This is a genomic window from Paraburkholderia sp. BL23I1N1 (assembly GCF_003610295.1).
Taxonomy (GTDB): domain Bacteria; phylum Pseudomonadota; class Gammaproteobacteria; order Burkholderiales; family Burkholderiaceae; genus Paraburkholderia.
In genome coordinates, this window is sequence record NZ_RAPV01000001.1 from 2,631,240 (window position 1) to 2,653,801 (window position 22,562).

General features: G+C 61.0%; 22 protein-coding genes and 1 pseudogene. 13 read left to right on the top strand and 10 right to left on the bottom strand.

The window, feature by feature from the left end; translation table 11 throughout:
• The 10 genes and pseudogenes from B0G76_RS12360 (at position 1) to B0G76_RS12405 (ending at position 8,961) form a co-directional block, all read left to right on the top strand.
• Positions 1 to 963 (top strand): amidohydrolase family protein, encoded by a 963-nt coding sequence (locus tag B0G76_RS12360; protein ID WP_120292473.1) that lies wholly within the window; start codon positions 1 to 3, stop codon positions 961 to 963.
• A 114-nt stretch (positions 964 to 1,077) separates the two neighbouring features.
• Complete coding sequence (locus B0G76_RS12365) at positions 1,078 to 1,974, top strand: pirin family protein (protein ID WP_120292475.1); 897 nt, start codon at positions 1,078 to 1,080, stop codon at positions 1,972 to 1,974.
• 396 nt (positions 1,975 to 2,370) lie between these two features.
• Positions 2,371 to 2,721: pseudogene (locus tag B0G76_RS12370) on the top strand (MFS transporter); the annotation flags it as partial.
• Positions 2,722 to 2,834: 113 nt separating this feature from the next.
• Positions 2,835 to 4,190 carry an NAD(P)/FAD-dependent oxidoreductase gene (locus B0G76_RS12375; protein ID WP_120292477.1) on the top strand — a complete coding sequence of 452 codons (1,356 nt, stop codon included), beginning with the start codon at positions 2,835 to 2,837 and terminating at the stop codon, positions 4,188 to 4,190.
• Between the two features lie 183 nt (positions 4,191 to 4,373).
• Positions 4,374 to 4,772 (top strand): nuclear transport factor 2 family protein, encoded by a 399-nt coding sequence (locus B0G76_RS12380; protein WP_147394036.1) that lies wholly within the window; start codon positions 4,374 to 4,376, stop codon positions 4,770 to 4,772.
• Between the two features lie 34 nt (positions 4,773 to 4,806).
• Positions 4,807 to 5,541: an SDR family NAD(P)-dependent oxidoreductase gene (locus B0G76_RS12385; RefSeq protein WP_120292481.1), complete on the top strand. Its 735-nt coding sequence runs from the start codon at positions 4,807 to 4,809 to the stop codon at positions 5,539 to 5,541.
• 28 nt (positions 5,542 to 5,569) lie between these two features.
• A complete protein-coding gene (locus B0G76_RS12390; RefSeq protein ID WP_120292483.1) occupies positions 5,570 to 6,469 on the top strand; it encodes an NAD-dependent epimerase/dehydratase family protein in 900 nt (299 codons plus the stop codon).
• Positions 6,466 to 7,296 (top strand): SDR family oxidoreductase, encoded by an 831-nt coding sequence (locus tag B0G76_RS12395; RefSeq protein ID WP_120292485.1) that lies wholly within the window; start codon positions 6,466 to 6,468, stop codon positions 7,294 to 7,296. Before B0G76_RS12390 ends, B0G76_RS12395 begins: the two co-directional genes overlap by 4 nt.
• 19 nt (positions 7,297 to 7,315) lie before the next feature.
• Positions 7,316 to 7,792 (top strand): nuclear transport factor 2 family protein, encoded by a 477-nt coding sequence (locus B0G76_RS12400; protein ID WP_120292487.1) that lies wholly within the window; start codon positions 7,316 to 7,318, stop codon positions 7,790 to 7,792.
• A gap of 173 nt (positions 7,793 to 7,965) precedes the next feature.
• The gene (locus B0G76_RS12405) at positions 7,966 to 8,961 is read left to right on the top strand and encodes an LLM class oxidoreductase (RefSeq protein WP_120292489.1); all 996 of its coding nucleotides are present in this window, start codon (positions 7,966 to 7,968) and stop codon (positions 8,959 to 8,961) included.
• Between the two features lie 31 nt (positions 8,962 to 8,992).
• Here B0G76_RS12405 and B0G76_RS12410 read toward each other — a convergent pair whose 3' ends face one another.
• Positions 8,993 to 9,895, bottom strand: coding sequence for a LysR family transcriptional regulator (locus B0G76_RS12410; protein ID WP_120292491.1), 903 nt, complete (start codon positions 9,893 to 9,895; stop codon positions 8,993 to 8,995).
• A gap of 243 nt (positions 9,896 to 10,138) precedes the next feature.
• Here B0G76_RS12410 and B0G76_RS12415 point away from each other — a divergent pair, with 243 nt between their 5' ends.
• The 3 genes from B0G76_RS12415 to B0G76_RS12425 are packed head-to-tail and all read left to right on the top strand — an operon-like array spanning position 10,139 to position 12,764.
• Positions 10,139 to 10,525 carry a nuclear transport factor 2 family protein gene (locus B0G76_RS12415; RefSeq protein ID WP_120292493.1) on the top strand — a complete coding sequence of 129 codons (387 nt, stop codon included), beginning with the start codon at positions 10,139 to 10,141 and terminating at the stop codon, positions 10,523 to 10,525.
• A gap of 23 nt (positions 10,526 to 10,548) precedes the next feature.
• On the top strand, positions 10,549 to 11,778 hold the full coding sequence (locus B0G76_RS12420) for an MFS transporter (protein ID WP_120292495.1): 1,230 nt from the start codon (positions 10,549 to 10,551) through the stop codon (positions 11,776 to 11,778).
• The gene (locus B0G76_RS12425; RefSeq protein WP_120292497.1) at positions 11,775 to 12,764 is read left to right on the top strand and encodes a hypothetical protein; all 990 of its coding nucleotides are present in this window, start codon (positions 11,775 to 11,777) and stop codon (positions 12,762 to 12,764) included. Before B0G76_RS12420 ends, B0G76_RS12425 begins: the two co-directional genes overlap by 4 nt.
• 104 nt (positions 12,765 to 12,868) lie before the next feature.
• On the opposite strand, the gene B0G76_RS12430 is transcribed toward B0G76_RS12425, so the two are convergent.
• From B0G76_RS12430 to B0G76_RS12475, 9 genes are all read right to left on the bottom strand, one after another.
• Complete coding sequence (locus B0G76_RS12430; protein WP_120292499.1) at positions 12,869 to 13,825, bottom strand: LysR family transcriptional regulator; 957 nt, start codon at positions 13,823 to 13,825, stop codon at positions 12,869 to 12,871.
• A gap of 366 nt (positions 13,826 to 14,191) precedes the next feature.
• A complete protein-coding gene (locus B0G76_RS12440) occupies positions 14,192 to 14,611 on the bottom strand; it encodes a DoxX family protein (protein WP_120292503.1) in 420 nt (139 codons plus the stop codon).
• Between the two features lie 83 nt (positions 14,612 to 14,694).
• Complete coding sequence (locus B0G76_RS12445) at positions 14,695 to 16,101, bottom strand: MFS transporter (RefSeq protein ID WP_120292505.1); 1,407 nt, start codon at positions 16,099 to 16,101, stop codon at positions 14,695 to 14,697.
• Positions 16,102 to 16,257: 156 nt separating this feature from the next.
• Complete coding sequence (locus tag B0G76_RS12450) at positions 16,258 to 17,397, bottom strand: FAD-dependent monooxygenase (RefSeq protein ID WP_120292507.1); 1,140 nt, start codon at positions 17,395 to 17,397, stop codon at positions 16,258 to 16,260.
• Between the two features lie 11 nt (positions 17,398 to 17,408).
• A complete protein-coding gene (locus tag B0G76_RS12455) occupies positions 17,409 to 17,894 on the bottom strand; it encodes a thioesterase family protein (protein ID WP_120292509.1) in 486 nt (161 codons plus the stop codon).
• A gap of 1 nt (position 17,895) precedes the next feature.
• Positions 17,896 to 18,678 (bottom strand): Asp/Glu racemase, encoded by a 783-nt coding sequence (locus B0G76_RS12460; protein WP_120292511.1) that lies wholly within the window; start codon positions 18,676 to 18,678, stop codon positions 17,896 to 17,898.
• Between the two features lies 1 nt (position 18,679).
• Entirely contained in the window at positions 18,680 to 20,371 is a 1,692-nt protein-coding gene (locus B0G76_RS12465; protein WP_120292512.1) for an AMP-binding protein, read from the bottom strand.
• 26 nt (positions 20,372 to 20,397) lie between these two features.
• Positions 20,398 to 21,261, bottom strand: a complete 864-nt coding sequence (locus B0G76_RS12470) for a VOC family protein (protein ID WP_120292514.1) — start codon at positions 21,259 to 21,261, stop codon at positions 20,398 to 20,400.
• A gap of 15 nt (positions 21,262 to 21,276) precedes the next feature.
• Complete coding sequence (locus tag B0G76_RS12475) at positions 21,277 to 22,536, bottom strand: alpha/beta hydrolase (RefSeq protein ID WP_120296333.1); 1,260 nt, start codon at positions 22,534 to 22,536, stop codon at positions 21,277 to 21,279.
• Positions 22,537 to 22,562 lie beyond the last annotated feature (26 nt).

Sequence of the window (22,562 nt, forward strand, 5' to 3'; positions counted from 1 at the left end):
ATGACTACTGCTCATCGCATTGATGTTCACCAGCACGTCGTACCACCCTTCTGGGCAGCCGGGCTTCCCTCGCATGGTGGCGACCGCTCGGGTACCGTCGTTCCCCATTGGTCGCCACAAAGCGCGCTCGACATGATGGACACCCAGCAGATCGCCACCGGCATCCTTTCACTGACGGCGCCCAGCGTCGCGGGCTGGAAGGCAGTCGAGCGCTGGACCATGGCCAGACGCGTCAACGAATACACGGCGGATCTGGTCGCGAAGCATCCGGATCGCTTCGGCAATTTCGCCACGCTACCGCTCCCCGACATCGATAACGCGCTTCTCGAGTTGGACTACGCGCTTGACACGCTCCACGCCGATGGCGTGATTCTGCTCTCGAACTACGACGGCAACTATCTCGCCGAGCCGGTTTTCGACCGACTGTGGGCGGAACTCGATCGCCGCCGCGCCGTGGTCTTTATCCATCCGGGGCTCCCGCAGATTCAGGGGCTGGCGGGAGTCGCCGCGCCGATGGTCGACTATCCCTTCGATACCACACGTGCAGCCGTCCAACTGGTCGTGAACGGGGTCGTGGACCGGTATCCGCGCGTGCGAATTATCCTCGCGCATGCGGGTGGCTTTCTGCCTTACGCATCTCACCGCTTCGCCCAGCTCGCGCGCGTATTCCGCCCAGAAGCCGACAGTCCAGCCGATATTCTGGCGAAATTCAAGCGCTTCTATTTCGACACGGCGCTGTCGGCCAGCCCGGCTGCGATACCGGCACTCAAGGCATTTGCAGGAAGCGGGCGCATTCTGTTCGGAAGCGACTTTCCTTACGTCTCAGCAGATATCGCCGACACCTTCACCAGTCAACTGGACGCATATAACGACCTCACGGCTGAAGAGCGCTCCGGGGTCAATCATGCCAATGCCTGGACACTCTTTCCCCGCCTCGCGCCAAAGGACAAGCCGTCGTTCTGAGACGCCCTCCAGGTAGCCCGGCGACGCGGGCGGGCGGCCATCGCAGGTCCTCGCCGCCGTCTACCGGGTCCGATATCGCAACACGGCCTGCGTGGCCGTCCAACAGGACCTGACATGAACAAGACAATTCTCGGCACTTACACCAATGCTCAATCGCATTGGGTTGGCGACGGTTTCCCTGTGCGCACGCTGTTCTCGCCGGAGACACTGGGACAACAGCTGAGCCCGTTCCTGATGCTGGATTTCGCCGGCCCCGAGTACTTCCCACCAATCGGGCGGCGCCTCGGTGTTGGCCAGCATCCCCATCGCGGCTTCGAAACGGTGACGATCCTCTACGAGGGCGAACTGGAGCATCGCGACACCTCGGGCGGCGGTGGCCGAATCGGCCCCGGCGACGTGCAGTGGATGACCGCGGGCTCCGGGGTCCTGCACTCGGAATTCCATTCGCGCGACTTCGCAAAGACGGGCGGGACGCTCGATATGGTCCAGTTGTGGGTCAACCTGCCCGCACGACACAAGATGACCGACCCGCGTTATCAATCGGTACTCACGCACGAGATTCCGTCGGTCGCATTGCCCGATGGCATCGGCGTTGTACGGGTGATCGCCGGAGAGTATGCCGGCAGGCGCGGACCGGCGCGCACCTTCACGCCGATGGACGTATGGGACCTGCGGCTTGCCGCCGGGCATACGACGCACTTCACGCTGCCCGAAGGCCGAACCCTCGCGCTGGTCGCGCTGCGTGGCCGGATCCGCGTCAACGGTGACCAGCAGGTTGACGTAGCGCACCTGATCCTGCTTGGGCGCGGCGGCACTGACATCGAAGTCGAAGCGCTTGATGATGCAACGGTACTTCTGCTCAGCGGCGAACCGATCGACGAACCCATCGCCGCATATGGACCGTTTGTGATGAATACAACGGCGGAAATCCGGCAGGCTGTGGCGGATTTCAACAGCGGTCAATTTGCCCGCGTGGTAGCGAAGGATCACGGCACGACTCCGTCACGTTAATCGCCAGGCAAGCCATGGCGAAATCGTCGATACGCCGGGTGTACACCGACTCCACACCGCGATGTACTCGCCGGCCACGTCTTTGTGTTGCGCTGGTACATCGCCTCACGGAAACGCTATAGCCGTTTTGTCCAGATTATCAGGAGCATTGCCCCACTTTATTCAGATCCAGGAGCCGATTATCTTAACTCCTGAGGGTTACCCGGATTAAGCCGTGATACAGCAGTCGTCATCAAGTTTTACCCAAGCCTGGTACCTGCACAGCAAAGCAGTTTGTTCCCATTCACTCTCAAAGAGCTGAGCGATGAAACCTCTCTCGCGGTCCACTCCGCGCATGTCGCGCTGCCGTGCGCTCGCCGTTGCGGTAGCCGTTATGGCGCTCGCCGGCTGTGCGCGTTCTCGGTCGACGCGGCTGCCGCTCAGGCTACGCTCACGAGTTTCATGTTCGGCTTCTCAATTGGCATGTTTCTGTATGGCCCGTTGTCGGACTCTATCGGGCCGCGTCCGGTGTTGTTCGGCGGGGTCGTGGCCTACGCACTGGCGAGCATCGCATGCGTGCTGTCGTTCTCGATCGGCTCGCTGGTGACCTTTCGCTTCCTCCAGGCACTTGGCGCGGGCGCCGCCTCGGTGCTGGCAAGCACGATTGCCCGCGATATCTATGAGCCGGCAGATGCAGCACGCGTGCTGTCCCTGCTGGCAATCGTGACGGGGGTGGGACCCTCGAGTCTGACTGTGGGGCTCTGGAAAAGTGGGGCGCCTCAAGGCATGGAAATCACCATCGGCGTGGCCGGGTTGCTGTGCTACGCCGGGCGAATGCTTGTCACTACCCGCCGCACCGCGGCTCACAAAGGAACCGAATCATGAGTACGACCACTCCACCCACCCACCCGCAGCGCGCTGGCTTGCATCGGATTCTGATCGTAGGCGGCGGCGCAGGCGGTCTGGAGCTCGCCACCCGGCTCGCCAACACGGTTGGCCGGCGCGGATTGTCCGAAGTGACACTCGTAGACCGCTATCCGACCCACTTCTGGAAACCCCTCTTGCATGAAGCAGCGTCGGGCCACCGGGATCCCGCGAGCCACCACATCGAATATGCTGCGCTGGCAAGGCGACACGGTTTTCACTTCGTTCAGGGCGAACTCGAAGCGCTCGACCGCTCCGAATGTCTGGCGACGGTCGGTCCTATCCTGGACCTGAATGGCAATGATGTCCTTCCCCGACGCCTGCTGCGCTACGACAGCCTGGTGCTCGCAGTCGGCAGCGTGACGAATTTCTTCAACGTTCCCGGTGCTGAACGGTATGCGTTGCCGCTGGAGAACGTCAAGCATGCCGAGGAATTCCGGCAAAAACTTCTTACTGCCTGCATAAGGGCCAATCATTTGCGAGAAGCCGGTGCAGCCTTGCCGGAGCCAACGGTCAACATCAATGTGATCGGCGCCGGCGCAACCGGCGTGGAACTTTCCGCGGCGCTGCGCAATGCAATCAATCTGCTTTCCACCTACCGGCTGAATTCGCTAGAACCTGAGCGAGACGTTCGCGTGCGCCTGATCGAAGGTGGACCACGCATTCTGCCAGCCCTCGATCAGCGCGTGTCCGCGCAAACGCATGCGCGCCTCGCGGGCCTTCACGTTGACGTGCTCACTGCAACCCCGGTCTCCGAGGTCCGGGCCGATTCGATCGTAACGGTTACGGGCACGGAGCTGGCGAGCGACATTACCGTCTGGGCCGCCGGCGTTGCTGGCCCACCTCTGCTCAAGGCACTGGACGGCGTTGAGTTGAACCGCCAGGGCCAGGTGCTGGTCGATAAAACGCTGCAGACGCTGAGCGATCCACGCATTTTTGCGTTTGGCGATTGTGCCGCCTGTCCCTCATCGATCGTTGGCGTGTTCCTGCCTCCCAGGGCTCAGGTCGCGCATCAACAAGCGGTTTACCTCAGCCAGTCTTTTCTTCGCCGTCTGACCGGCAAGCGCGTCGACCGGTTCACCTTCCGCGATGCGGGAACAGTCGTTTCGCTGGGTCGCGCTGGCGCTCTCTATCAAGGCGATTTTGGTCTTGGATTGCGCTCGCTCATCGTGGGTGGCCGCGCCGCCAGTGGTCTATACGCTTTCGTGTACCGCAGACATCTGTTCGCGCTCGCCGGTCTGACACGCATGGCAATCGAAACCGTGAGCCAGTGGTTACGCGCCCGCATCCGGCCGTCGATCAAACTGCACTGACGCTGTCCTGATTCGATAAAGCCGGGCTTCCAGGTGCTCCAGTCAGGACGTCCTGTCCGTTCTTAAAGGAAGTCCAGCCTGTTTTTCCCGGCTGACCGCGGTAGTAGTCTGTCAATCAGACAGAGCGATCTTCACAGGTTTATCGCAACGCCCTCTTTTTTGAAAATTGCCGACGAGTCGAACATGACAGCACTTAGCAGAACAGATCTTGAAACCCTGGCGAACAAACTGGAGCGTCAGCATTGGGCTGCGACGCTGGAGAACGACTCAACGGCGTTGACGCCTCTCCTTTCTGATGAATTCGTGTTCGTGCACTCAAGCGGAGTCGTCGACAACAAGGCCAGCTACCTCAACAAGTTTGGCAAGGGCGTGTTTGCCTATCACAGTGTGCAAAGACGGATAGAACGTGTCACCTCATCGGGCGACGATGCTTTCACGACATATGGCTACGGTGATATCGACGCGACTGTCGCAGGCGTGCGCAAGCAGATTCGTTGCGTCCTCTCCACCGCCTGGCGCCGCGAAGGTGGTGTCTGGCGATTGCTCGCGCATCACACAATCCTTTCTCCGGAAACCTGGTAATCCACCGCTCGTCACATAGCCACGGAGTTTCACAATGAACAATCTTTTCCGCCTTGACGGTCAGCGGATCCTGATTACAGGTGCAGCAGGAGGTATCGGTTCGGCCGTTGCAAGAGCATGTGCCACGCTAGGCGCGCAGCCCATCCTCGTGGATCGGCAACCGATGGACGCACTCGTCCGGGAGTTGTCCGACGCGGGCGTATCCACCAGCAGTTATGTTTGCGACGTTAGCGACCGCGCCGCTGTCGAACAGGTGTGCCGAAGCATCGGGCCAGTCGACGCGGCGGTTCTGAACGCCGGCGCCAATCCGTACGACGACTGGGAATCGGCCAGCTGGAACGACTCGTTCCGCAACATCATGGATATCAACGTGCTCGGACCGGTGAATTTCGTTCGTGCACTGCTACCTGGCATGCAGGAACGACAGCATGGCGCTTTCGTATTGACCGGTTCGATTGCCGCGCTTGACGGCGGGTTCTTTGCTTCCACGCCACCGCAGTACGCCCTCTCGAAAGGCGCCATCCATACGCTCGTGCGCTGGCTAGCCAAACGGGGCGGCGAGCATATCCGCGTCAATGCGGTCGCTCCGGGCGTGATCGACACACCGATGGTGGCAGCCGTGAAATACCAGCCTGCCGAGGGGCAGCCTATCCCGCGAAAGGGGACGTGCGATGAGGTGGCATGGCCCTTTGCATTCCTCTGCTCTCCGGCCGCGGGCTACATCACCGGCGCCATACTGGATATCAATGGTGGCGCTTTTTTTCGTTAAACATCTTTTTTTTATGAGGAATATCGATATGACTATTTTTATCACTGGGGCGAGCGGCTTTGTCGGTGGAACCGTTGCGCGCCGTCTTGTGGAGGCGGGATACGAGGTACGCGGACTGGTACGTGACCGCGAAAAGGCAGAAGGTCTTCGTGCCATGCAAATCCAGCCGGTCCTGGGTAATCTCGACGACTACGAGTTGCTGGTGCAGGAGGCGTCGCGCTCCGAAGGCGTGATCAACGCCGCCGACAGCGACCACGAAGGTGCAATCGACGCATTGCTGGAGGGCTTGAAGGATTCGAACAAGCCCTTCATCCATACGAGCGGGTCGAGTGTCATTGCAGACGATGCGCGCGGCAACGCCGTTTCCGCGAAGGTCTACGACGAAGATACGCCCTTCGTCGTGTTGCCCTTCAAGCAGCCACGCCGCGACAACGAACTGCGTATTCTCGCTGCGAAGGAGCATGGCATTCGCGCCATCGTCATGTGCCCGAGCAACATCTACGGCACCGGCTCCGGCCTGACGAAAGGCAGTTTCCAGATTCCCTTTCTGGTCGAGCACGCCCGCAAGTCCGGGGCTGTGCGAATCGTCGGTGAAGGTGTGAACCGTTGGTCCAACGTGCACGTCGACGATCTCGCTGAACTCTATCTCCTCGCCTTGCGTAACTCGCCCGCCGGAGCCTATTACTTCATCGAGAACGGCGAGGCTTCATTCGCGGAAATCGGGGCATCGATCGCGAAGCGGATGGGGATGGGCCCCGTTCAGTCGTGGAGCGCGGAAGAAGCCGTTCCGCACTGGGGCGAAATGCATACCCATTACACCTTTGGAACGAACAGCCGCGTGCGGGCGAAACGTGCACGCAGGGACCTCGGCTGGAGTCCTGTGCATACCTCGGCGCAGTCATGGATCGAGCAGGAGATGACAGCATGAGCAAGGTCTGGTTTGTTACCGGCAGTGGCAGCGGTCTTGGAGCAGCAATCGCGAAAGCCGCGCTTGCTGCCGGTCATCAGGTCGTTGCAAGCGATCTCGACGCGGAACGGCTCAGCGAGCTGTATGGCCCGTATGGCGATCAGGTTCTGACGGCGCGCCTCGATATCCGCGAAAGCCACGAAGCCGAAGCCGGCGTCGCGTCCGCGCTCACCCGTTTTGGACGGATCGACGTACTGGTCAACAACGCGGGTTACGGACAGTTCGGTCCCTTCGAGACCATCGGGCCCGAAGCTGTCGAGCGCCAATTCGCGACGAATGTTTTCGGCACGCTGAACGTCACGCGTGCGGTGTTACCTGTCATGCGTCGTCAGCGCGAGGGCCATGTAATCAATATGTCGTCCAATGGGGGCTTCAAAGGCGTTTCGGGTGCGTCGATGTACTCGGCGTCCAAGTTCGCCATCGAAGGCTTCTCCGAATCGCTCGCGCTGGAGGTTGCCCCGTTCAACATCAAGGTGAGCGTTGTCGAACCCGGTGCGTTCCGCACAAACTTTCTCGACAATCAGACGCTCAGGTACGGCGGCAAGGAACTGGAGGACTACGCGGACTTCTGGGTCAAAGCCAAAGCCGTCTTCGAATCCCGCAACCATCAGCAGGTCGGTGACCCCGACAAGCTCGGCAGCGCGCTGGTCAAGCTGGCCGACAATCCAGCGCCCCCCTTCCGCTTCGTCGCCGGCGCGGATGCGCTGAAAGTGGTCGAAGAGAAACTGGCGGCCGTCGCCGCGGAAACCGCCGCATGGCGCGACCTGACCTTGTCCACTGACTTCTGATCTTTCAAGGAAAACCACCATGAACACGCAAAATATCGTCGAACGGCTCGACGCATTGGAAAGCCGCTTCGCCCTGGAACGTCTCAGCGCTGCCTATAACCAGGCATTCGACAATCGGGACGAAGCGCTACTACGCAGCATATGGCATAGCGATGCAAGTCTGTTGCTGGGTGATGCATTTGGCAACTACACCGGGATCGAGGCCATCATTGAATCGGCTCACAAGAACTGGCAACAGATGCCATATATGCACCACTGGATGGCCAACCCCCTGATCGACATTGACGGCGATGGCGCCACGGGTCAGGTGGCACTCCACGCGCTGGTGACTCACGTGGAGCTCGGCCCGGTTCAGATCAGTGGCCTCTATCACGACCGGTTCGAGCGTCGCGACGGGCGCTGGGCTTTCACCGAGCGCAGGTTCGAACTGCACTATCTGACTCCGCTCGCGAACTGGAAGCCTGTGGCTGGAACCGAGGCGGCTCCCCAGACCTGATCCGGATAGCTGGGCAGGTCGCGGATTCCATACGGACCTTCGCATCGATCGCAACGAAGGATCGTCGCAGCCGTTTCAACGCTCAGCACCAGCAATCCTCGCCATATGCGAAGCACTGCTGCTGAAATCGGCGACGCCATCCGTGCGCGACCCCGATCCAGACAGAGAAACGCATGACAGGCCATTCGTCCACGCCTGCCCAGTTGACTGGCCATCGGGCTTTCTCCCGTACCTTTTCGCAAGGTCGCCTGACATTGGGCTTCGTCGCGCCGCTCGAGGGGTATCCCCATGGCCCAGCCCCCACGCTCGCCAATCATGCTGCGATGGTTCGCCTCGTCGACGACGTTGGTATTTCAGCACTATGGCTTCGGGACGTTCCGTTTTACGATCCCCAGTCTGGCGATGTTGCGCAAATCCTGGACCACATGGTCTACGCGGGTTGGCTCGCCGCAGTGACGCGCAATATTGCTATCGGTACTGCCCGCATCGTTGCACCGCTTCGTGATCCGCTTATCGTCGCCAAGCAGACGGCAAGCGCGGATCAGCTGTTCGGCGGAAGGTTTCTGCTGGGTCTTGCCTCAGGAGATCGCAGTGCCGAATATCCGGCATTTGGCATTGGGTTTCATACACGGGCTGAGCGCTATCGGGAGGCGCTCGACATTATCCGCACGGTGACCGAGCAGCCGTTCCCGCTGCACGAGTCCAGGCGTTACGGCCGTCTCGACGGCTCTCTCGATCTCGTTCCCAAACCGGCAGCGTCGCGTCTTCCAACCATCGCGATCGGCCGTGCGGGGCAGGAATTGCCATGGCTCGGCGCGAACATGGACGCCTGGATATGGCATGGCTCGGACGCCAGGCGCATGACTGACATCATTCCGCAATGGCGTGACGTCACTGCGACCCACGGCTTCAAACCTTACGGGTACGGCACCTGGTTCGATCTCGACCGTGACCCTGACGCCCCAATCCAGCACGGCCGGGTGTTGCGCGGCGGCCGGCATGCGCTGATCGAGTTCTGGCAAAGCCAGCAACTGGCCGGCATCTCCCATATCGTGCTCAACCTGAAGCCCACGCTTCGGCCTGCTGAGGATATTCTCGATGAGATCGGCTCTCACGTGATACCGCATTTTCCCTCGCATCGACCCGAGGAGGTTGAGGTGGTCCAGTAGGATCAACCCGTCGACGGCCGGCTCGGAGCGGTCACGGCCGTGTCCTGTCGAGCGGCACATGTTCGCTGACGAAATCGATGAACGCGCGCAGCTTTGGCGTCACGTGCCGGCCAGATGGCCACAACAGCTGAAAGGTGTTTTGCTCGGTCGTGTATTCGTCCAGCACCGTAACCAGCTGCCCGGTAGCGAGTGCGTTGCGTACCAGGAATTCCGAAACATACGCGATGCCGAGCCCTTCGAGCGCGAAGCGCAGGCGCGCCTCATTGGTATTGCACGTGATCGTCGGCGGCAACTGCAGTTCCTGTTCGGGTGGCTCGACATCGCGTCGAAGTTGCCAGACCTGCAATTTCCCCGTGTTATACATGCGGAACTGGATGCAATCGTGCTGGGAGAGTTCCCTCGGATGCTGCGGCTTTCCGCGACGTGAAAGGTAAGCCGGCGAACCGACCAGCAGCATCCGGAAGCGGCCAAGCCAGCGTGCGGTCAAACGGGAATCTTCGACGCCACCGCTACGCACGACGGCGTCATAGCCCTCCTCGATGACGTCGGCTTTGCGATTGTCGAACTCGAGATCGAGCTGGACATCCGGATAGCGCCGGCGAAATTCAGCCAGCACCGAAAGAAAAGGCTCGCCGACCATCGGCAAGCCGATTCGCAATCGCCCTTTCGGAACCTCGCTGACCGCCGACAATTCTGCCTGCGCGGCATCGACCTCAGCGAGTATCCGCCGTGCGCGCTCGAGCAGCATCTCGCCCTCCGCAGTCAGGGTGACGCTACGCGTGCTGCGATGGAACAGCCTGACACCAAGACTTTGTTCGAGCCGCGTTACGCTTTTGCCAATGCCCGAAGCGGAGATACCCAGAATCCGGCCGGCGGCGACGAAGCTGCGCGTATCGGCGGCCTGAACGAAGATGTTGAGAGCAAGGCTGTCCATATTTGTCGACCCATTTTTCCGGACGGTTTGTCCGCTCTGCCGGGAACTGTAACCTACTTAATTCCCGCCTGAAAAGCCGGTACCGTTGAACCCGTCACAAGCATTGAGCGAAGACGCGTGAAAGACCCCCTGGGCCCGTATTGCAATCGATCAGGCCCAGACCGGCGCCTTGCGTGCACTTGTCGCTCACGCCTTCTATCACGTCAGCCGACTGGCCGACGCAACCTGGAACAGGAATTCATCATGGTCACCGGACAACCTCTTTTCGAACTTGCTTCCGAACACGAAGCGAAACGCTGGGAACTGATGCTGAATGCAGATACGGAAGCGCTGGCCGGCCTGCTTTCCGACGATTTGCAGTTCATTCATTCGAGCGGCCTCAAAGACAGCAAGGAACCGTACCTCGACACGATCCGCACGGGTACCGTGATCTATCGTAGCGCCTCCAGCCGCATTGAAACCGTCACATCACTGAATGACCGGGCATTCATCGCAACCGGCGACGTCACTATGAAAGCGACGGTTCGAGGTATCGAACGTGATCTGCATTCGCTCTTCACGGTGGTCTGGCGTCTTGAGGACGGCACATGGCGACTGGTCGCGCACCAGACTACCTCGGTGCCCGCATGAGCCACCGTTCGGAAGCATCAGCCATGAGACCCGCACGCGCAATGCCCTTTGTCGTTCTCGGACTGTTTGGGCTGTACACGCTCGAGTTCGGCGTAATCGGCATCCTGCCGGCGCTCATCGAGAGTTTCCACGTGACGGTCGCCCGGGCCGGTCAGCTCACCGGATTGTTCGCGCTGACAGTGGCGATTTTCGGGCCAGCTCTTGTGCTCTTCTCTTCGCGGCTCTCGCGCAAGAAGGTACTGGTCGTCTCCCTCGCGGTGTTCGCCGGATGCAGCCTTCTGTCGGCCCTCGTTCACGTGTTCAACTGGATCCTCGCGCTGCGGATGTTTGCCGCGCTCTTTCACCCGATGTTTTATGCGGCCGCGCTTGAAACGGCGACCTCGCTATATCCACCGGAGCAGACCGGTCACGCAGTGTCGCGAGCCGTGATCGGCACGACGCTAGGGCTGGTCGTGGGCGTACCGATGATGAGCGGCATTGCTTCCGCGACGAACTACCAGAATGCCTTTCTGTTCTGCGCCGCGGTATGCGCCGTCGCGGGACTCGGCCTGCTCGTCATGTTGCCGCCAACGCCAAAAGTCACGCCGCCGGGCTACGGCGAGCAGTTGTCGATTCTGCGCAAGCCTGCGCTATGGATGAATATCGCGGCCGTCGTGCTCATCTTCACGGCGCTCTTCTCCGTCTACGGCTATGCGGCCGAGTATCTGAAGCATCAGGTCGGCCTGAGTGACCCGCATGTCAGCCTCGCGCTCCTCATCCTGGGGATCGGCGGCGTGTCCGCGAACCTGCTGATCGGCAAACTGCTCGATTCCCATCTGGTTAAGGTCGTCCTTCTGCAACCGCTTGCGCTGGGCACTATCTACCTGATCCTCTTCGGGCTCGCTCGCAACTGGATGCCCGCGATGGCACCGATCGCGCTGATGTGGGGTGGTATCCACGCGTGTGGCCTGGTCGCCAGCCAGATGTGGCTGCGCTCGGTCTCACGCGACGCCCACAGTTTCGCCACCAGCCTGTATCTGACCGCCGCCAACCTTGGCGTCGTGGGCGGCTCCTTCGCGGGAGGCGTTGCGATCAGACATCTCGGCATGCCGGGAGCGATCGGATGCGGAATCGCGTTCGCCGCTCTGGCGCTTGCCGCAATGCTGCTCAAGCTGGCGATTTACGGTGTCTATTCCAGCCGCGCGGAATTCCTTGCAGCACGCAACACGAAAGCATCTTCAGGATACCTGAGTCAACAGGAGCAATTTCGATGACTACAACGCACACCCATATCCACGGCTTCACGGGTCCCGAGGACATCGTGTTGACGCCAGACGGCACGCATCTGCTGGTCAGCGCACTGCCACCCGATTTCGTCAATCCGACGGGCCCGGCACTGATGCTGGTCGACCTGGCGAACGATCGCACGAGGCCCGTGAAGATCCACCGGCAACCGGAGGCGGGCTGGGGTGACCCCGCCTGCGAACCGCCAACCGAGTTCGGGACCCAGGGCCTGCACGTGTCGAAGCGTCCGGACGGGCGCACCCAGCTTCTGGCGGTGAACCATGCTGGGCGTGAATCCGTCGAGATGTTCGAACTGTTGCGCGAAGGTAACGGTTACGAGGCGGTGTGGCGAGGCGCGGTGGTATTCAAGGGCGGCCTGCTCAACGATGTCGTTGCCACCCCCGAGGGCGGCTTCATCACGACGGTGATGCTGGACCACGAACTGGTCGGCGAACGCGATCCGATGGCCTACATGTTCAGCGGAGCCAAATGCGGCTATGTCGCCGAATGGCAGACTCAAACTGGCTGGAAACGTCTGCCCGGCAGCGAAGCCGCACTCAATAACGGCGTACAGCTCAGCGCAGACGGTCGTTTCGTCTGGTTCGCCGCCTGGATCAGCGGTGAAGTGCTCGAATACGACCGCCGCGCGCTGCGCATCACCCGCATCGCCAACCTGCCGTTTCAGGCGGACAACCTGACGGTGGACAGCCACGGTGACCTGATCGTAGCCGGCATCGACGATCTGGATGACTGGCGCGAACGTACCGAAGCAGCAGGCGGTCCTTGCCAGGACGAGCTGGCATTCTCGGTCGCGAGGCTCGATCCGGCAACCTTCCGCACAACGCCGCTATTTCACGGTGATGCCGGACTGTTACAGGGTGGTGCTTCGGTAGCACTGGCGGTCGGCGACGCGCTTTATATCGGCAGCTATACGGGTTCGCGCCTGCTCAAGGTCGCCGCTCGCAACGTCTCCTGAGCCTGAACGCAAACCGCCGATCCGGCGTCGGTTGCGCGCACCAACGATATCCAAAGTGCCCTACCCGATGAAGCATGGGAATGTCCGGCAAAGTGCGTGCAGCGTCAGGAGGTCGCCTGGCACAAGGCGTCGCTCAAGCCGGCTTCAGCGTAATCGGCAGAGATCGCCTGCGCGACGTAGTCGCGCAGGAATGCGACCCACGTCCTGATCTTTGCATCGAGATACTCGCGAGACGCATAGACTGCGTAAATCGTGACGCTCGGCAATGTGTATTCGGGCAATACACGGACCAGTGCGCCGCTGCGCAGCAGCGGCAACGCGGTAATCAGCGGCAACGATCCAATGCCCGCCCCTTCGGTCAACGCCACCGCCAGCGCGCCGGCCGAATTGACTCTCAGGTTCGCGGGCGGCAACCCAATCTCGTTGCCCTGTTCCGGGCCTGCGAGTTTCCAGAGACTCGACGATGAATAGGGTGTGACGAGTTGCGCACATGCATGCCGGCGCAAATCCGATATTTGCCCGGGAAGCCCTCTTCGCTCAAGGTACCGTGGCGACGCGCAAAGCACATTCGGCATCTGGCAGATTTTCATCGACACCAGCGCGGAATCCGGCAACTGTGTGTCTGTCACTCGCAGGGAGACGTCGAATCCGTCCTCCAGCAGATCAGGCACGCTTTGCGACAGAGTGAGTTCACCCCGTACGAAAGGATTCGACTCCAGGTACTGCGCGAGTGCCGGAACGACAAAGATTTCGCCGAAACTCGACGGCGCATGAATTCTCAGAACGCCACTAGGTGAAGTTTTCGCCGCGCCGGCTTCGGCTTCGGATACATCGACCAGTGCCAGAATCTCGCGACACCGCTGCACATAGCGACCACCCGCGTCCGTGAGCACGACCCGGCGAGTCGTGCGGTTGAACAGCCGCGTGCGCAGGTGAGTCTCGAGTTCGGCGACGGCGCGAGACGCCTGCCCCGTGTTAAGACCCAACTGATGCGCGGCCGTCGTGAAACTTTCGGTTTCGGCCACACGCACGAATATTTTCATGTTCCGCAGGATGTTCATGACGCAACCTCATGCGGCGCGAACATACACCCGCATCGCAGGGCGCTGCACATCCGGTGGGAAAACGCGCCACGCCCCATCATCGTGCCTGAAGAAGAGCAATGCGACTGCGCCTTCTCTGCGCAACGCGTCGACACGCACGCACCGTGTTCCGCCGGGACCTGCCCTGAGCCGGGTGACCCGGACCGGCGTCGCCGGGACCGGGGTTAGCCGCTTATCGATCTGAACACGCAGGGGTCTGGCTAGCTTGTTCATCTGACTTCCTCATGAAGAGTCCCCGTTTGCTCGTACGCTCTGTGCAGTTCGTCCTGCCGCTTGCCAGGCACCCGGCTTGGCCCGACGGGAATCCGGTGACAGGCTGCATCGTCATACGCGCGCCGGAACCCGCTGCTTACGTGCCGCTAACCATGCATCCAGACTCGCGGAGCCGGCGCCCAGCACCATCACTTGCAAAAATCCGCCGATAATCGCGATGTTTTTCATGAAACTGATCAATTGCTTCGGGTCGGCATAGTTGTCGTGGAAGGTCAACGCCGTGGCCAATGTGAACACAGCCATGACGAGTGCCACGATACGGGTGCGATAACCAAGCGCGAGCGCTGTACCGAAGCCAATCTCGATGATGACAGCCACGACAAAGGCGCCATCCGGCCACGGCAACGCCCTGGACGCAATATAGGCCTTGGTGCCGACTGGATCGACCAGCTTGCCGAACCCGCTCATCAGGAATAGCGAACTCATCAGGATCCGGCCGAGCGTCGCAGCGAAAGAAGTGCCTGTATTCAAAGCAATACCTCACATGTCAAATAGGGGCGGATAGAAACGCGTACACGTTCGGTGATTCAGGAACGCGCCTTTGTGAATTTTTATTACGCTGCCCCGTCAGGCAGTCCAGATTGATCCTGCTGATCGCCGGTGCAGGGAACGCATACCGACCGCGCCTCGATACGCCGGCGAAAGAGCAAGCCCAGCGCGCCGATCGCCGCTGCTGCACACGCAGCGGGAATCGCGGACACGAGCAGCGTCTGGTCCGCCGTCCAGGCGATTGCCATCAAATGGCCGCCGGCAAGCGGGCCCAGCACCGCACCCAGACGGCCGACCCCAAGTGCCCAGCCGGCGCCGGTGGCACGCGACTGAGTCGGATACAGCGTTACGGCCAGCGCGTTCAGGCCGGACTGGCCACCCAGCACGCAAAATCCAGCGAGCGCGACAAACAGCATGGCTGCATGGGGCGCGGCATGGAACAGGCTGATGCCGGCAATCGCCAGGCCGCCGACGACGAAGTTGATCAGCAATACCGCCGCAAAGCCCCACCTGTCGATCAGTGTGCCGAGCAACGCATTGCCGGCCAGGCCGCCGATCCACAAGATCGTGCCAGCCATCACTGCGCCTTCAGCTGAACCGACGGATTTGCTCATCAGGACGGGGATCCACGCCGCGAGAAAATAGGCGCACAGCATGTTGCCAAAATTGGCGGCCCACAGCAGCGGCGTAACCATCGTGCGGCCGTCGCCAAACAGCGCAGTCCGTGTCCGTTGTTCGTGCCTTGTGCGTCGCTCGTCGATGTGCGACGCAACCGCCTCGCCCGGCATCGCTGCACCCGGTGCGAGGCGCTGAAGCAACTGCCATGTCCTCGGCTTGCCAGGCTGATGGAGTAAATAGTATTGAAGCGACTCCGGCAGCACGAACACCATCGTGAAGCCAAGCAGCGCAGTCAGCAAGGCTCCGGCGTAGAACACACCCCCCCACCCGTAGGGTCCGATGACGAGCCCGGCCACCGCGCCGCCAACCACGCCTCCCACGACATAGCCCGATGAGACGATCATCATCAACGTCATCCTGACGCGTGCCTGGCTATATTCACTGGCAAGTGCCATCGCGTTCGGGATGATCACGCCCATACCCACGCCAGCTCCAAAGCGGATGCCAATCAGTTGATTGATCGTTGCCGAAAACGGCGTCAACACCATCCAGAGTGCTACCCACAGGGTCGCCGCAATCAGCATCGGACGACGTCCGAAACGGTCCGCCAGGCCTGCCAGCGCGAGCGAACCGACGAACATGCCAAGCAGGCCCGCGCTAAACACAGGACCGAGTACGGAGCGGTCCACGCCCCACGCCCTGATCAGCGCCGGCGCCGCATAGGCCATGGCCTGCACGTCGAATCCGTCGATAACCATGCACATCCCGCAAATCGCTAACGCAACCCACTGGAGGAATCCGATTGGTCGCGAGTCGAATACCGAAGCGACGGGTTCTCCTGCCGGCAGTGCCATGATTTTCTCCAGATCCGAACGTTGCGCGCTTATGCTTGTTCTGCTGGTAACTGATTGAGCCATCAGCGCATGCCTACCAGAGAAACATTCGTAATTGACTCTAATTTGACTATTTCGTCAAACTTGGAGCAAATTTTTACGGTGCGAAGATCCGCTTCAGCTTACCGGCTCGCCATGAATCAGCTCATACTGCCGTGCGAACCCGGGAGCGCGCTGGCGCAAATCATCGTGCGTCACCCGGCCAGTTCGGCGCATATAACTGTACGCAAAGTCGATCGGCTCGAGATGCATCTGGTCCGCCACGTTCTCGTACCAGTCGAGACTTTTCGCAGCAGCGTCCTGAAAGCGATCGGACACGGGCCGGCGCGTTGTCTCAAAGTAGTCAAATACAGCGCCGAGATCCTTCTGGTGCAGGACGAGTCCGTTACAGAGCGCGATCGCGTCCTCCATCGCCATCCGCGTTCCGGAACCTAGCGAGAAGTGCACGGACCGGAGCGCATCGCCGAGCAATACAATGTTTCCGTCATGCCACTTCTCATTCTTCACGGTCACTGCTTCAAACCAGCTCGATTTGTTGGACAACAACGGATGTCCGCCCAGATCATCCGCGAAGATGCGCCCGCACAATGCCCGGCTTTGCTCATCGCTCATCTGGTCGAATCCCGCGCGCTGCCAGGTTTGCGGATCCGTTTCGATCAGGAACGTGCTCTTCCCTGCACTGTACTGATAGCTGTGCGCGATGAAAACGCCATGCTGCGTTGCGCGGAAAATCAGTGAAACAGCGGAGATCAGCTGGGCCGTGCCGTACCATGCGAACTTATTGCGGCGTTGCACGAACGACGGCTTGAAGACGTCGGCAAGCTGGCTGCGACTCCGGCTGTTGACACCGTCCGACACCACCACGAGGTCCGCGCCGTGCAGCGCGGTTACATCGTCGACGCGGGTGTTGAACAGCAACTCGACGTCCGCCGCACGGCATTCCGCATGCAGGAACTTCAGCAGGGCGATGCGTGAAACCCTCGAAAACGAGTGGCCGTCGATCGGCACATGTACGCCGCGATGCACGACCTCCATGTGATCGGAACGCACGTGTTCGGCGGTAAACCGTTTGAAGAATGCGCGATCCGCCTCTTCGAGAAACTTGAGCGCGACATCCGAAAAGACGACACCCCATCCATAAGTCGCATCAGCGTCGTTCTGCTCGAACACGCGGACCGTCCATGCCGGGAAGCGCTTCTTGACGAGGTAGGACAGAAACAATCCTCCAGGGCCGCCACCTACAATGTCGATTTTCATGTCTCTCTCCTCTACGACGCCTGTTCTGCCGCGACGGCGGCTACTTCCTGCAACTTCGCCCTGAACACCGGCGGAATCGGTATGGAGCGCCGCTCGGAACGTGCAATGCAGATCGGGCTGAGCTTCGCCGAAAATACGCTCGCGCCTGACATGTCGGTCGCTTCGACCGACAGATCGAACGAGCGCTCGCGCACTCCGGTCACGGTGACGCACATGTCAAAGAACTCATCCGGGCGCAAGCTCCTGTTGAACACAAAGCTCAATGCCTTTATCGGCGTACCGAAACCGTTATCGTCCTTCGCGGCCTCAACCGGGCCGCCCAGCAGGTACGCATAAAACCGGTTAGCGACCGCCACCGCGTACTCGCTGAAATTAACCGTGTAGACGACGCCGGCCGGATCGCACTCTCCCCACCTGACCTGGCGTCGCACGACAAATGGCCGCCCGCTGACCAACCATTCCGACGGACCGGTATCGAACCCCTGGAGCGCGCTCATCTCAGGCCGCCGCGCTGGAAAGACTGCTGGCGAACTGCGCGGTCAGAAGCGCTCCGCCGCCGGGAATCCTGGCGTCGAGCCCGAGTTTGTCGAGCATGCGGCGCGTCGTACATACCGCTGTCGAGGTCACGGGAATGCCGATGGCCGACTGAATCGCTTCAATTGCCGGAAGCGATTGCATCTGCACACACGCGGACGCCACGACAACATCGACGTTCGAGATGTTCAGCTTCCTGACGTCTTCGATCAATTGCATCGGATCGCGCCGACCCACGTCGAGGTTATCCGGAATCTCGAACGACAGCGCGTCGACGACCTCAATGCCTTCACTTTCGATGTACTCCACCACCAGCCTGGTCAACGGCTTCATATAGGGCGCCATTAACGAAATCCTGCGCGCACCCATGATATGCAAACCTTCGATCAGCGCGCCGGCCGAGGTCATCACTGCGGCGTCGCAATGGTTCTCGCGGACCACCCCTTCGAGTTCCTTTTCGACGGTCCGGTGGTAGCCCGGCCCCATTGCCATGATCGCCACGAGGCAGGCCGTGCTCATGACATCCATGCGCGCGTCCGCCAGTTCCGCAGCGCAACGCAACCCTTCTCTGTTCATCGCGACAAGTTCTTCCTTCGTCACCTTGTGCATCCGCATACGGCTGGAGTGAAAGGTGAAGCGCTCGGGCGCGACGGCTTCGCGGCTGCGCAGCAGCGCGGGTACTTCCGTTTCCATCGTTGTGTTCGAACTCGGCACAATCTGGCCGATCCGGTAAAAGGTCTTGCTCATCTCAGTGCTCCTGCCTGGAAGGTGCTGCGCTCGCGGTGGACTCCGCTTCGAGCATGCTCGCGATCACCCGCCGCATTGCCGGTTTGTCGACCTTGCCGACGCGCGTCACCGGAAACTCGTCCACCACCTCGATGCGTTCCGGACATTTGAATTTTGCGAGCCCTTTCGAACTCAGGAAATCGATCATCTCCGGAATCGTCGGTACCGGTTGGCCCGGCCGCAGAATCAGGAATGCGCAACCCTTTTCGCCGTAGAGCGGATCGGGCATGGCGACCAGCTTGGCGTCCAGCACAGCCGGGTGGTGACTCAAAAAGGCCTCGACTTCTTCTGCACCGATCTTTTCGCCACCGCGATTGATGTTGTCGCGCAAGCGGCCTTCGAACGAGAAGTACGTCGCGCCGTCAACCACGTGCGCTCGCATCATGTCGCCCGTGCGAAAGAAGCCGCCGCTCGTGAACGCCGATGCGTTCGCCTCGGGAGCGTTGTAATATCCGCGAAGGCTGGACGGGCCGCGAAAACACAGCTCGCCAGTCTGACCCGCTGGAACCGGTGTTTCGCTTTCCGGGTCGAGCAGGACCAGTTCGTCGTGTTCGCAACCGGACCGTCCGTGGGTATGATGACGGGCGTACTCGTTCACAGATGCGCCGGAGCCGATCAACAGGCCCTCTGTGGTGCCAAACATGTTCGAGCAAGGCACCCCGATATACGACTGCAGGTTGTCCGCGCGGGTCAGGCAGAAAAACAGCTTCAGCGAAGAAAAGTCGTGCTTGAGCACCTGCGGATTCGCCATGATTTGCGGCGCGACCGGGCCGATCGAAACCGCATGGGTCACCCGATGTTGTTCGATCAACTCGGCCATGCGGACCACGTCCACGTTTGGCATCAGCACCGTGGTCTGTCCCATCGCGATCGTCGGGACCAGTGCATACAGATGCGCCGCGTTGTGCAACAAAGGTAATGACCAGATCAGCGTGGCGTGCTCGCCGGCGTCCACGTGCTTCGACCATGCGATCGAATGCCCGAGATACTCCGCGTGAAAGCGCGGAATGATCTTCGGCACGCCTGTCGTACCGCCGGAAAGCTGAAAGCTCAACACATCTTCGGAACCGATCCGCACATCGGCCAGAACCGCTTTTGCTTCGCTCAGAGAAATCGAATCGGCGAGCCTGGACATCGACTGCGCGCCGGCCGGCGCTTCCCCACGCGCGACGATCAGATGCCTGAACGACGGATGCTCACGGCACATCGTCTGCGCGAATTCGACCAGGTCGAACCGCCCCAGATCGGCTTGCACAAAATACGCCTGCGGCTGCGCCAGGTCGGCCAGTTTTCCGATCTCGACTTCACGGTACTGCGGAAGCGAGCACACCGGCACAACGCCGCTCTTGTAGCAGGCGCACAGCGCGAGCGCCGTGTCGATCGTCGTGCCCATCTGGAACATCGCGCGAGCGCCGCGTTCAAGACCGAGACGAACCAACGCCGCCGCAAGCCTGTCGCTCAGTTCATCCAGCTCGCGAAATGTGATGCTTCGTTCGTCACTGATCAAAGCGAGCTTGTCCGGCAGACGCCGCGCGGTTTCCGCCAGGGCTTCGCCAAACGTCCTGTCGATCCACGCGCCGGCACTGAGGTACAGCTGCGCACCGGACGGGTCGCAGTACGCGACGCCGTCCATACGAAAATGGATTCCAGCCATTTCTGTCTTCTCCAGTCAGCCTTCCGTTATGCCGCAACGACGCGCACACGATCCTTGTCGAATGCGTCGATTCGTCCGCGCAGCCCGCCCGTGAACAGCCCGTACCATACGGCGGGTTTCAGCCCCAGTTCCTTACGCCGGAACTCGAGCGCCGTCTTGCCTTCGATCAGGAAATATCCCGGCGACGGTTGCGACACCTTGTATTCCGCGCTTTGCTGCGCTGCCTCCACGACGCTCGCGAATTCATCCAGCGCGGGGATGAAGATCCCTGGGCTGTCGCCTGTAATACCGAACTCCCCACACAGCAGTTTTCCCTTTTCGCGCCAGACAGTATCGATCTTGTGCACCGCGTGCGCCTGCTGGCTCGTTGCCGCCTCGGCATCCATGGCCGCCTGCAACGTCCAGGCCGCGTCTTGTGCATCCAGCAATTGCAACGGGCGCAGCTTGACCGTGATCTCGATGAAGTAGCCATTAGGGTCGCGGAAGTAAATCGATTCGATCACTTCGTGCTGGGTGGTCGACGATACTTCGACACCTTTCGACTCCAGCATGTCCTTCCACGCCTGCAATTGCTCCGCGCTGTCCGCGAGCCACGCGGTGTGCGTCGCGTCAAATACGTGGTCGTCCGGCGTCGGCGGCATCAGCGGCCGCTCTGCTGGCTTGGCGTCGCCCAGATAGTAGAAAAACGCGATCGTGCTGCCGTTCCCGCTATCGAAGAAGAAGTGCAGGAAGTCCGGATGAGTTTCCGGCCCCCAGCCGCGCGCCGAAATGGTATGAACGAGCGGCAAACCCAGTGTGTCGCGATAGAACTCGACGGTCTCGCGCAACTTCCACGTGGGCCGTGCCGTGTGGTCGACGCCGCTGAAGCGGAGCGCTGGTGATTCAGTCATGATTTAACTCCTTGCCTAGATGAAAGAGCGATCCCTTAGCCATTCTCCGATCAGACGTCCGGCGACGTAGCGGCCAGCCTCTTCATCCGGCGTGAGCGGCCTGCCATGGTGGTCGCCGCGAACCCGCAGATGCGTTTTATCGACCGCGCCGATGTGCGCGAAGATCTCCTCGATCGCTAGCGGAAACGTGGTCTGGTCGCCGGTGTATTCGACGAGCAGCGTCGGCACGTCGAGCGCCGGCGCGGTGAGCTCGAGGGCTGCATTCGAGGAGAGGCCCGACCATGTCGATAGCCACGACTCCGGCGAACACAGCCGTCCAAATCCAACCGATCCATAGTTCGATATGACCGGGTTCTGCGACCACAGCGAGCCGGCATGGCGGTCCGAAGGATCGAGCGTCTGGTCGAGGCAACGCAAATCGGCGTCGGTACGCCATACGGTGATGATCGGCGTGTGGTTCGCCTCGATCTTCTGGCGAGGCGTCGCACGTTTTTCCTTCACCGCCTGACGCGCCTCCTGGCGCGCAGCGATCTGTGCGCGGGCAATCTGGTCCAGCCGGGCCACCCGGTCACGCTGTGCCTGCCGGTAACGCGTCGCAAATTCCGCGCTGTAACGCGTTGCCCCCGCCTCACGCGAATAGCCGTTCGCTGGGTTGAACGGATTCAGACTCTCATCGACCGACAGCGGATCTGTCTCATCCGTCACGGACGGATCGATACACCCCAGTAACAGACGCCCCTGGCCCTGGTGCGGCGCCAGGTAGATCATTCCGTCGGCCTCGGGCATGGTGGCCGTTGCAAGGTGCGTTGGCCGCCCGCCCGGAGTACGGGAAGTCCGATCCGCCCCCGGTAGCGTTGCCTGCTGGTGATAGAGGCTGTATAAGCCCGAGCCGCCTGAATTGCCAAGCAGGACGATACGTTCGAACCCAGAATCGCGCAGATACCGCAGCCCCGCGGCGACGTCGTGCAGCGCCAGTTCGTGTTCGAGCCGCAGATCGTTGCCTACCGAGCGCGCCGCCTGTGCCCAAACCGACACACCGGCTCGCAGCAGACTCGGAATCATGTAATGAAACGTGAAATTCTCGCGGGGATGCATCAGACACACGACCGTGCGGGCCGACGCTCCGCGGTACAGGATGCCCGACGTCGCCGCACCATCTTCGGTACGCAGGCTGACGCTGGTCTGCTGGGTAGCCGCTGGCAGCGGCTCGGGGAACCAGTCGATCGTCAGGGCGTGAGTACGCTCGCTGACGGCACCGGTTGACATATTGTTCATGGGGTTGCCTCCGTCATTTGACGTCA

Bases quoted from the DNA above. Each gene is read 5' to 3' on its own strand.
- B0G76_RS12360 (WP_120292473.1), top strand. From the start codon at position 1: ATGACTACTGCTCATCGCATTGATGTTCACCAGCACGTCGTACCACCC.
- B0G76_RS12365 (WP_120292475.1), top strand. From the start codon at position 1,078: ATGAACAAGACAATTCTCGGCACTTACACCAATGCTCAATCGCATTGG.
- B0G76_RS12375 (WP_120292477.1), top strand. From the start codon at position 2,835: ATGAGTACGACCACTCCACCCACCCACCCGCAGCGCGCTGGCTTGCAT.
- B0G76_RS12380 (WP_147394036.1), top strand. From the start codon at position 4,374: ATGACAGCACTTAGCAGAACAGATCTTGAAACCCTGGCGAACAAACTG.
- B0G76_RS12385 (WP_120292481.1), top strand. From the start codon at position 4,807: ATGAACAATCTTTTCCGCCTTGACGGTCAGCGGATCCTGATTACAGGT.
- B0G76_RS12390 (WP_120292483.1), top strand. From the start codon at position 5,570: ATGACTATTTTTATCACTGGGGCGAGCGGCTTTGTCGGTGGAACCGTT.
- B0G76_RS12395 (WP_120292485.1), top strand. From the start codon at position 6,466: ATGAGCAAGGTCTGGTTTGTTACCGGCAGTGGCAGCGGTCTTGGAGCA.
- B0G76_RS12400 (WP_120292487.1), top strand. From the start codon at position 7,316: ATGAACACGCAAAATATCGTCGAACGGCTCGACGCATTGGAAAGCCGC.
- B0G76_RS12405 (WP_120292489.1), top strand. From the start codon at position 7,966: ATGACAGGCCATTCGTCCACGCCTGCCCAGTTGACTGGCCATCGGGCT.
- B0G76_RS12410 (WP_120292491.1), bottom strand. From the start codon at position 9,895: ATGGACAGCCTTGCTCTCAACATCTTCGTTCAGGCCGCCGATACGCGC.
- B0G76_RS12415 (WP_120292493.1), top strand. From the start codon at position 10,139: ATGGTCACCGGACAACCTCTTTTCGAACTTGCTTCCGAACACGAAGCG.
- B0G76_RS12420 (WP_120292495.1), top strand. From the start codon at position 10,549: ATGAGACCCGCACGCGCAATGCCCTTTGTCGTTCTCGGACTGTTTGGG.
- B0G76_RS12425 (WP_120292497.1), top strand. From the start codon at position 11,775: ATGACTACAACGCACACCCATATCCACGGCTTCACGGGTCCCGAGGAC.
- B0G76_RS12430 (WP_120292499.1), bottom strand. From the start codon at position 13,825: ATGAACATCCTGCGGAACATGAAAATATTCGTGCGTGTGGCCGAAACC.
- B0G76_RS12445 (WP_120292505.1), bottom strand. From the start codon at position 16,101: ATGGCACTGCCGGCAGGAGAACCCGTCGCTTCGGTATTCGACTCGCGA.
- B0G76_RS12450 (WP_120292507.1), bottom strand. From the start codon at position 17,397: ATGAAAATCGACATTGTAGGTGGCGGCCCTGGAGGATTGTTTCTGTCC.
- B0G76_RS12455 (WP_120292509.1), bottom strand. From the start codon at position 17,894: ATGAGCGCGCTCCAGGGGTTCGATACCGGTCCGTCGGAATGGTTGGTC.
- B0G76_RS12460 (WP_120292511.1), bottom strand. From the start codon at position 18,678: ATGAGCAAGACCTTTTACCGGATCGGCCAGATTGTGCCGAGTTCGAAC.
- B0G76_RS12465 (WP_120292512.1), bottom strand. From the start codon at position 20,371: ATGGCTGGAATCCATTTTCGTATGGACGGCGTCGCGTACTGCGACCCG.
- B0G76_RS12470 (WP_120292514.1), bottom strand. From the start codon at position 21,261: ATGACTGAATCACCAGCGCTCCGCTTCAGCGGCGTCGACCACACGGCA.
- B0G76_RS12475 (WP_120296333.1), bottom strand. From the start codon at position 22,536: ATGAACAATATGTCAACCGGTGCCGTCAGCGAGCGTACTCACGCCCTG.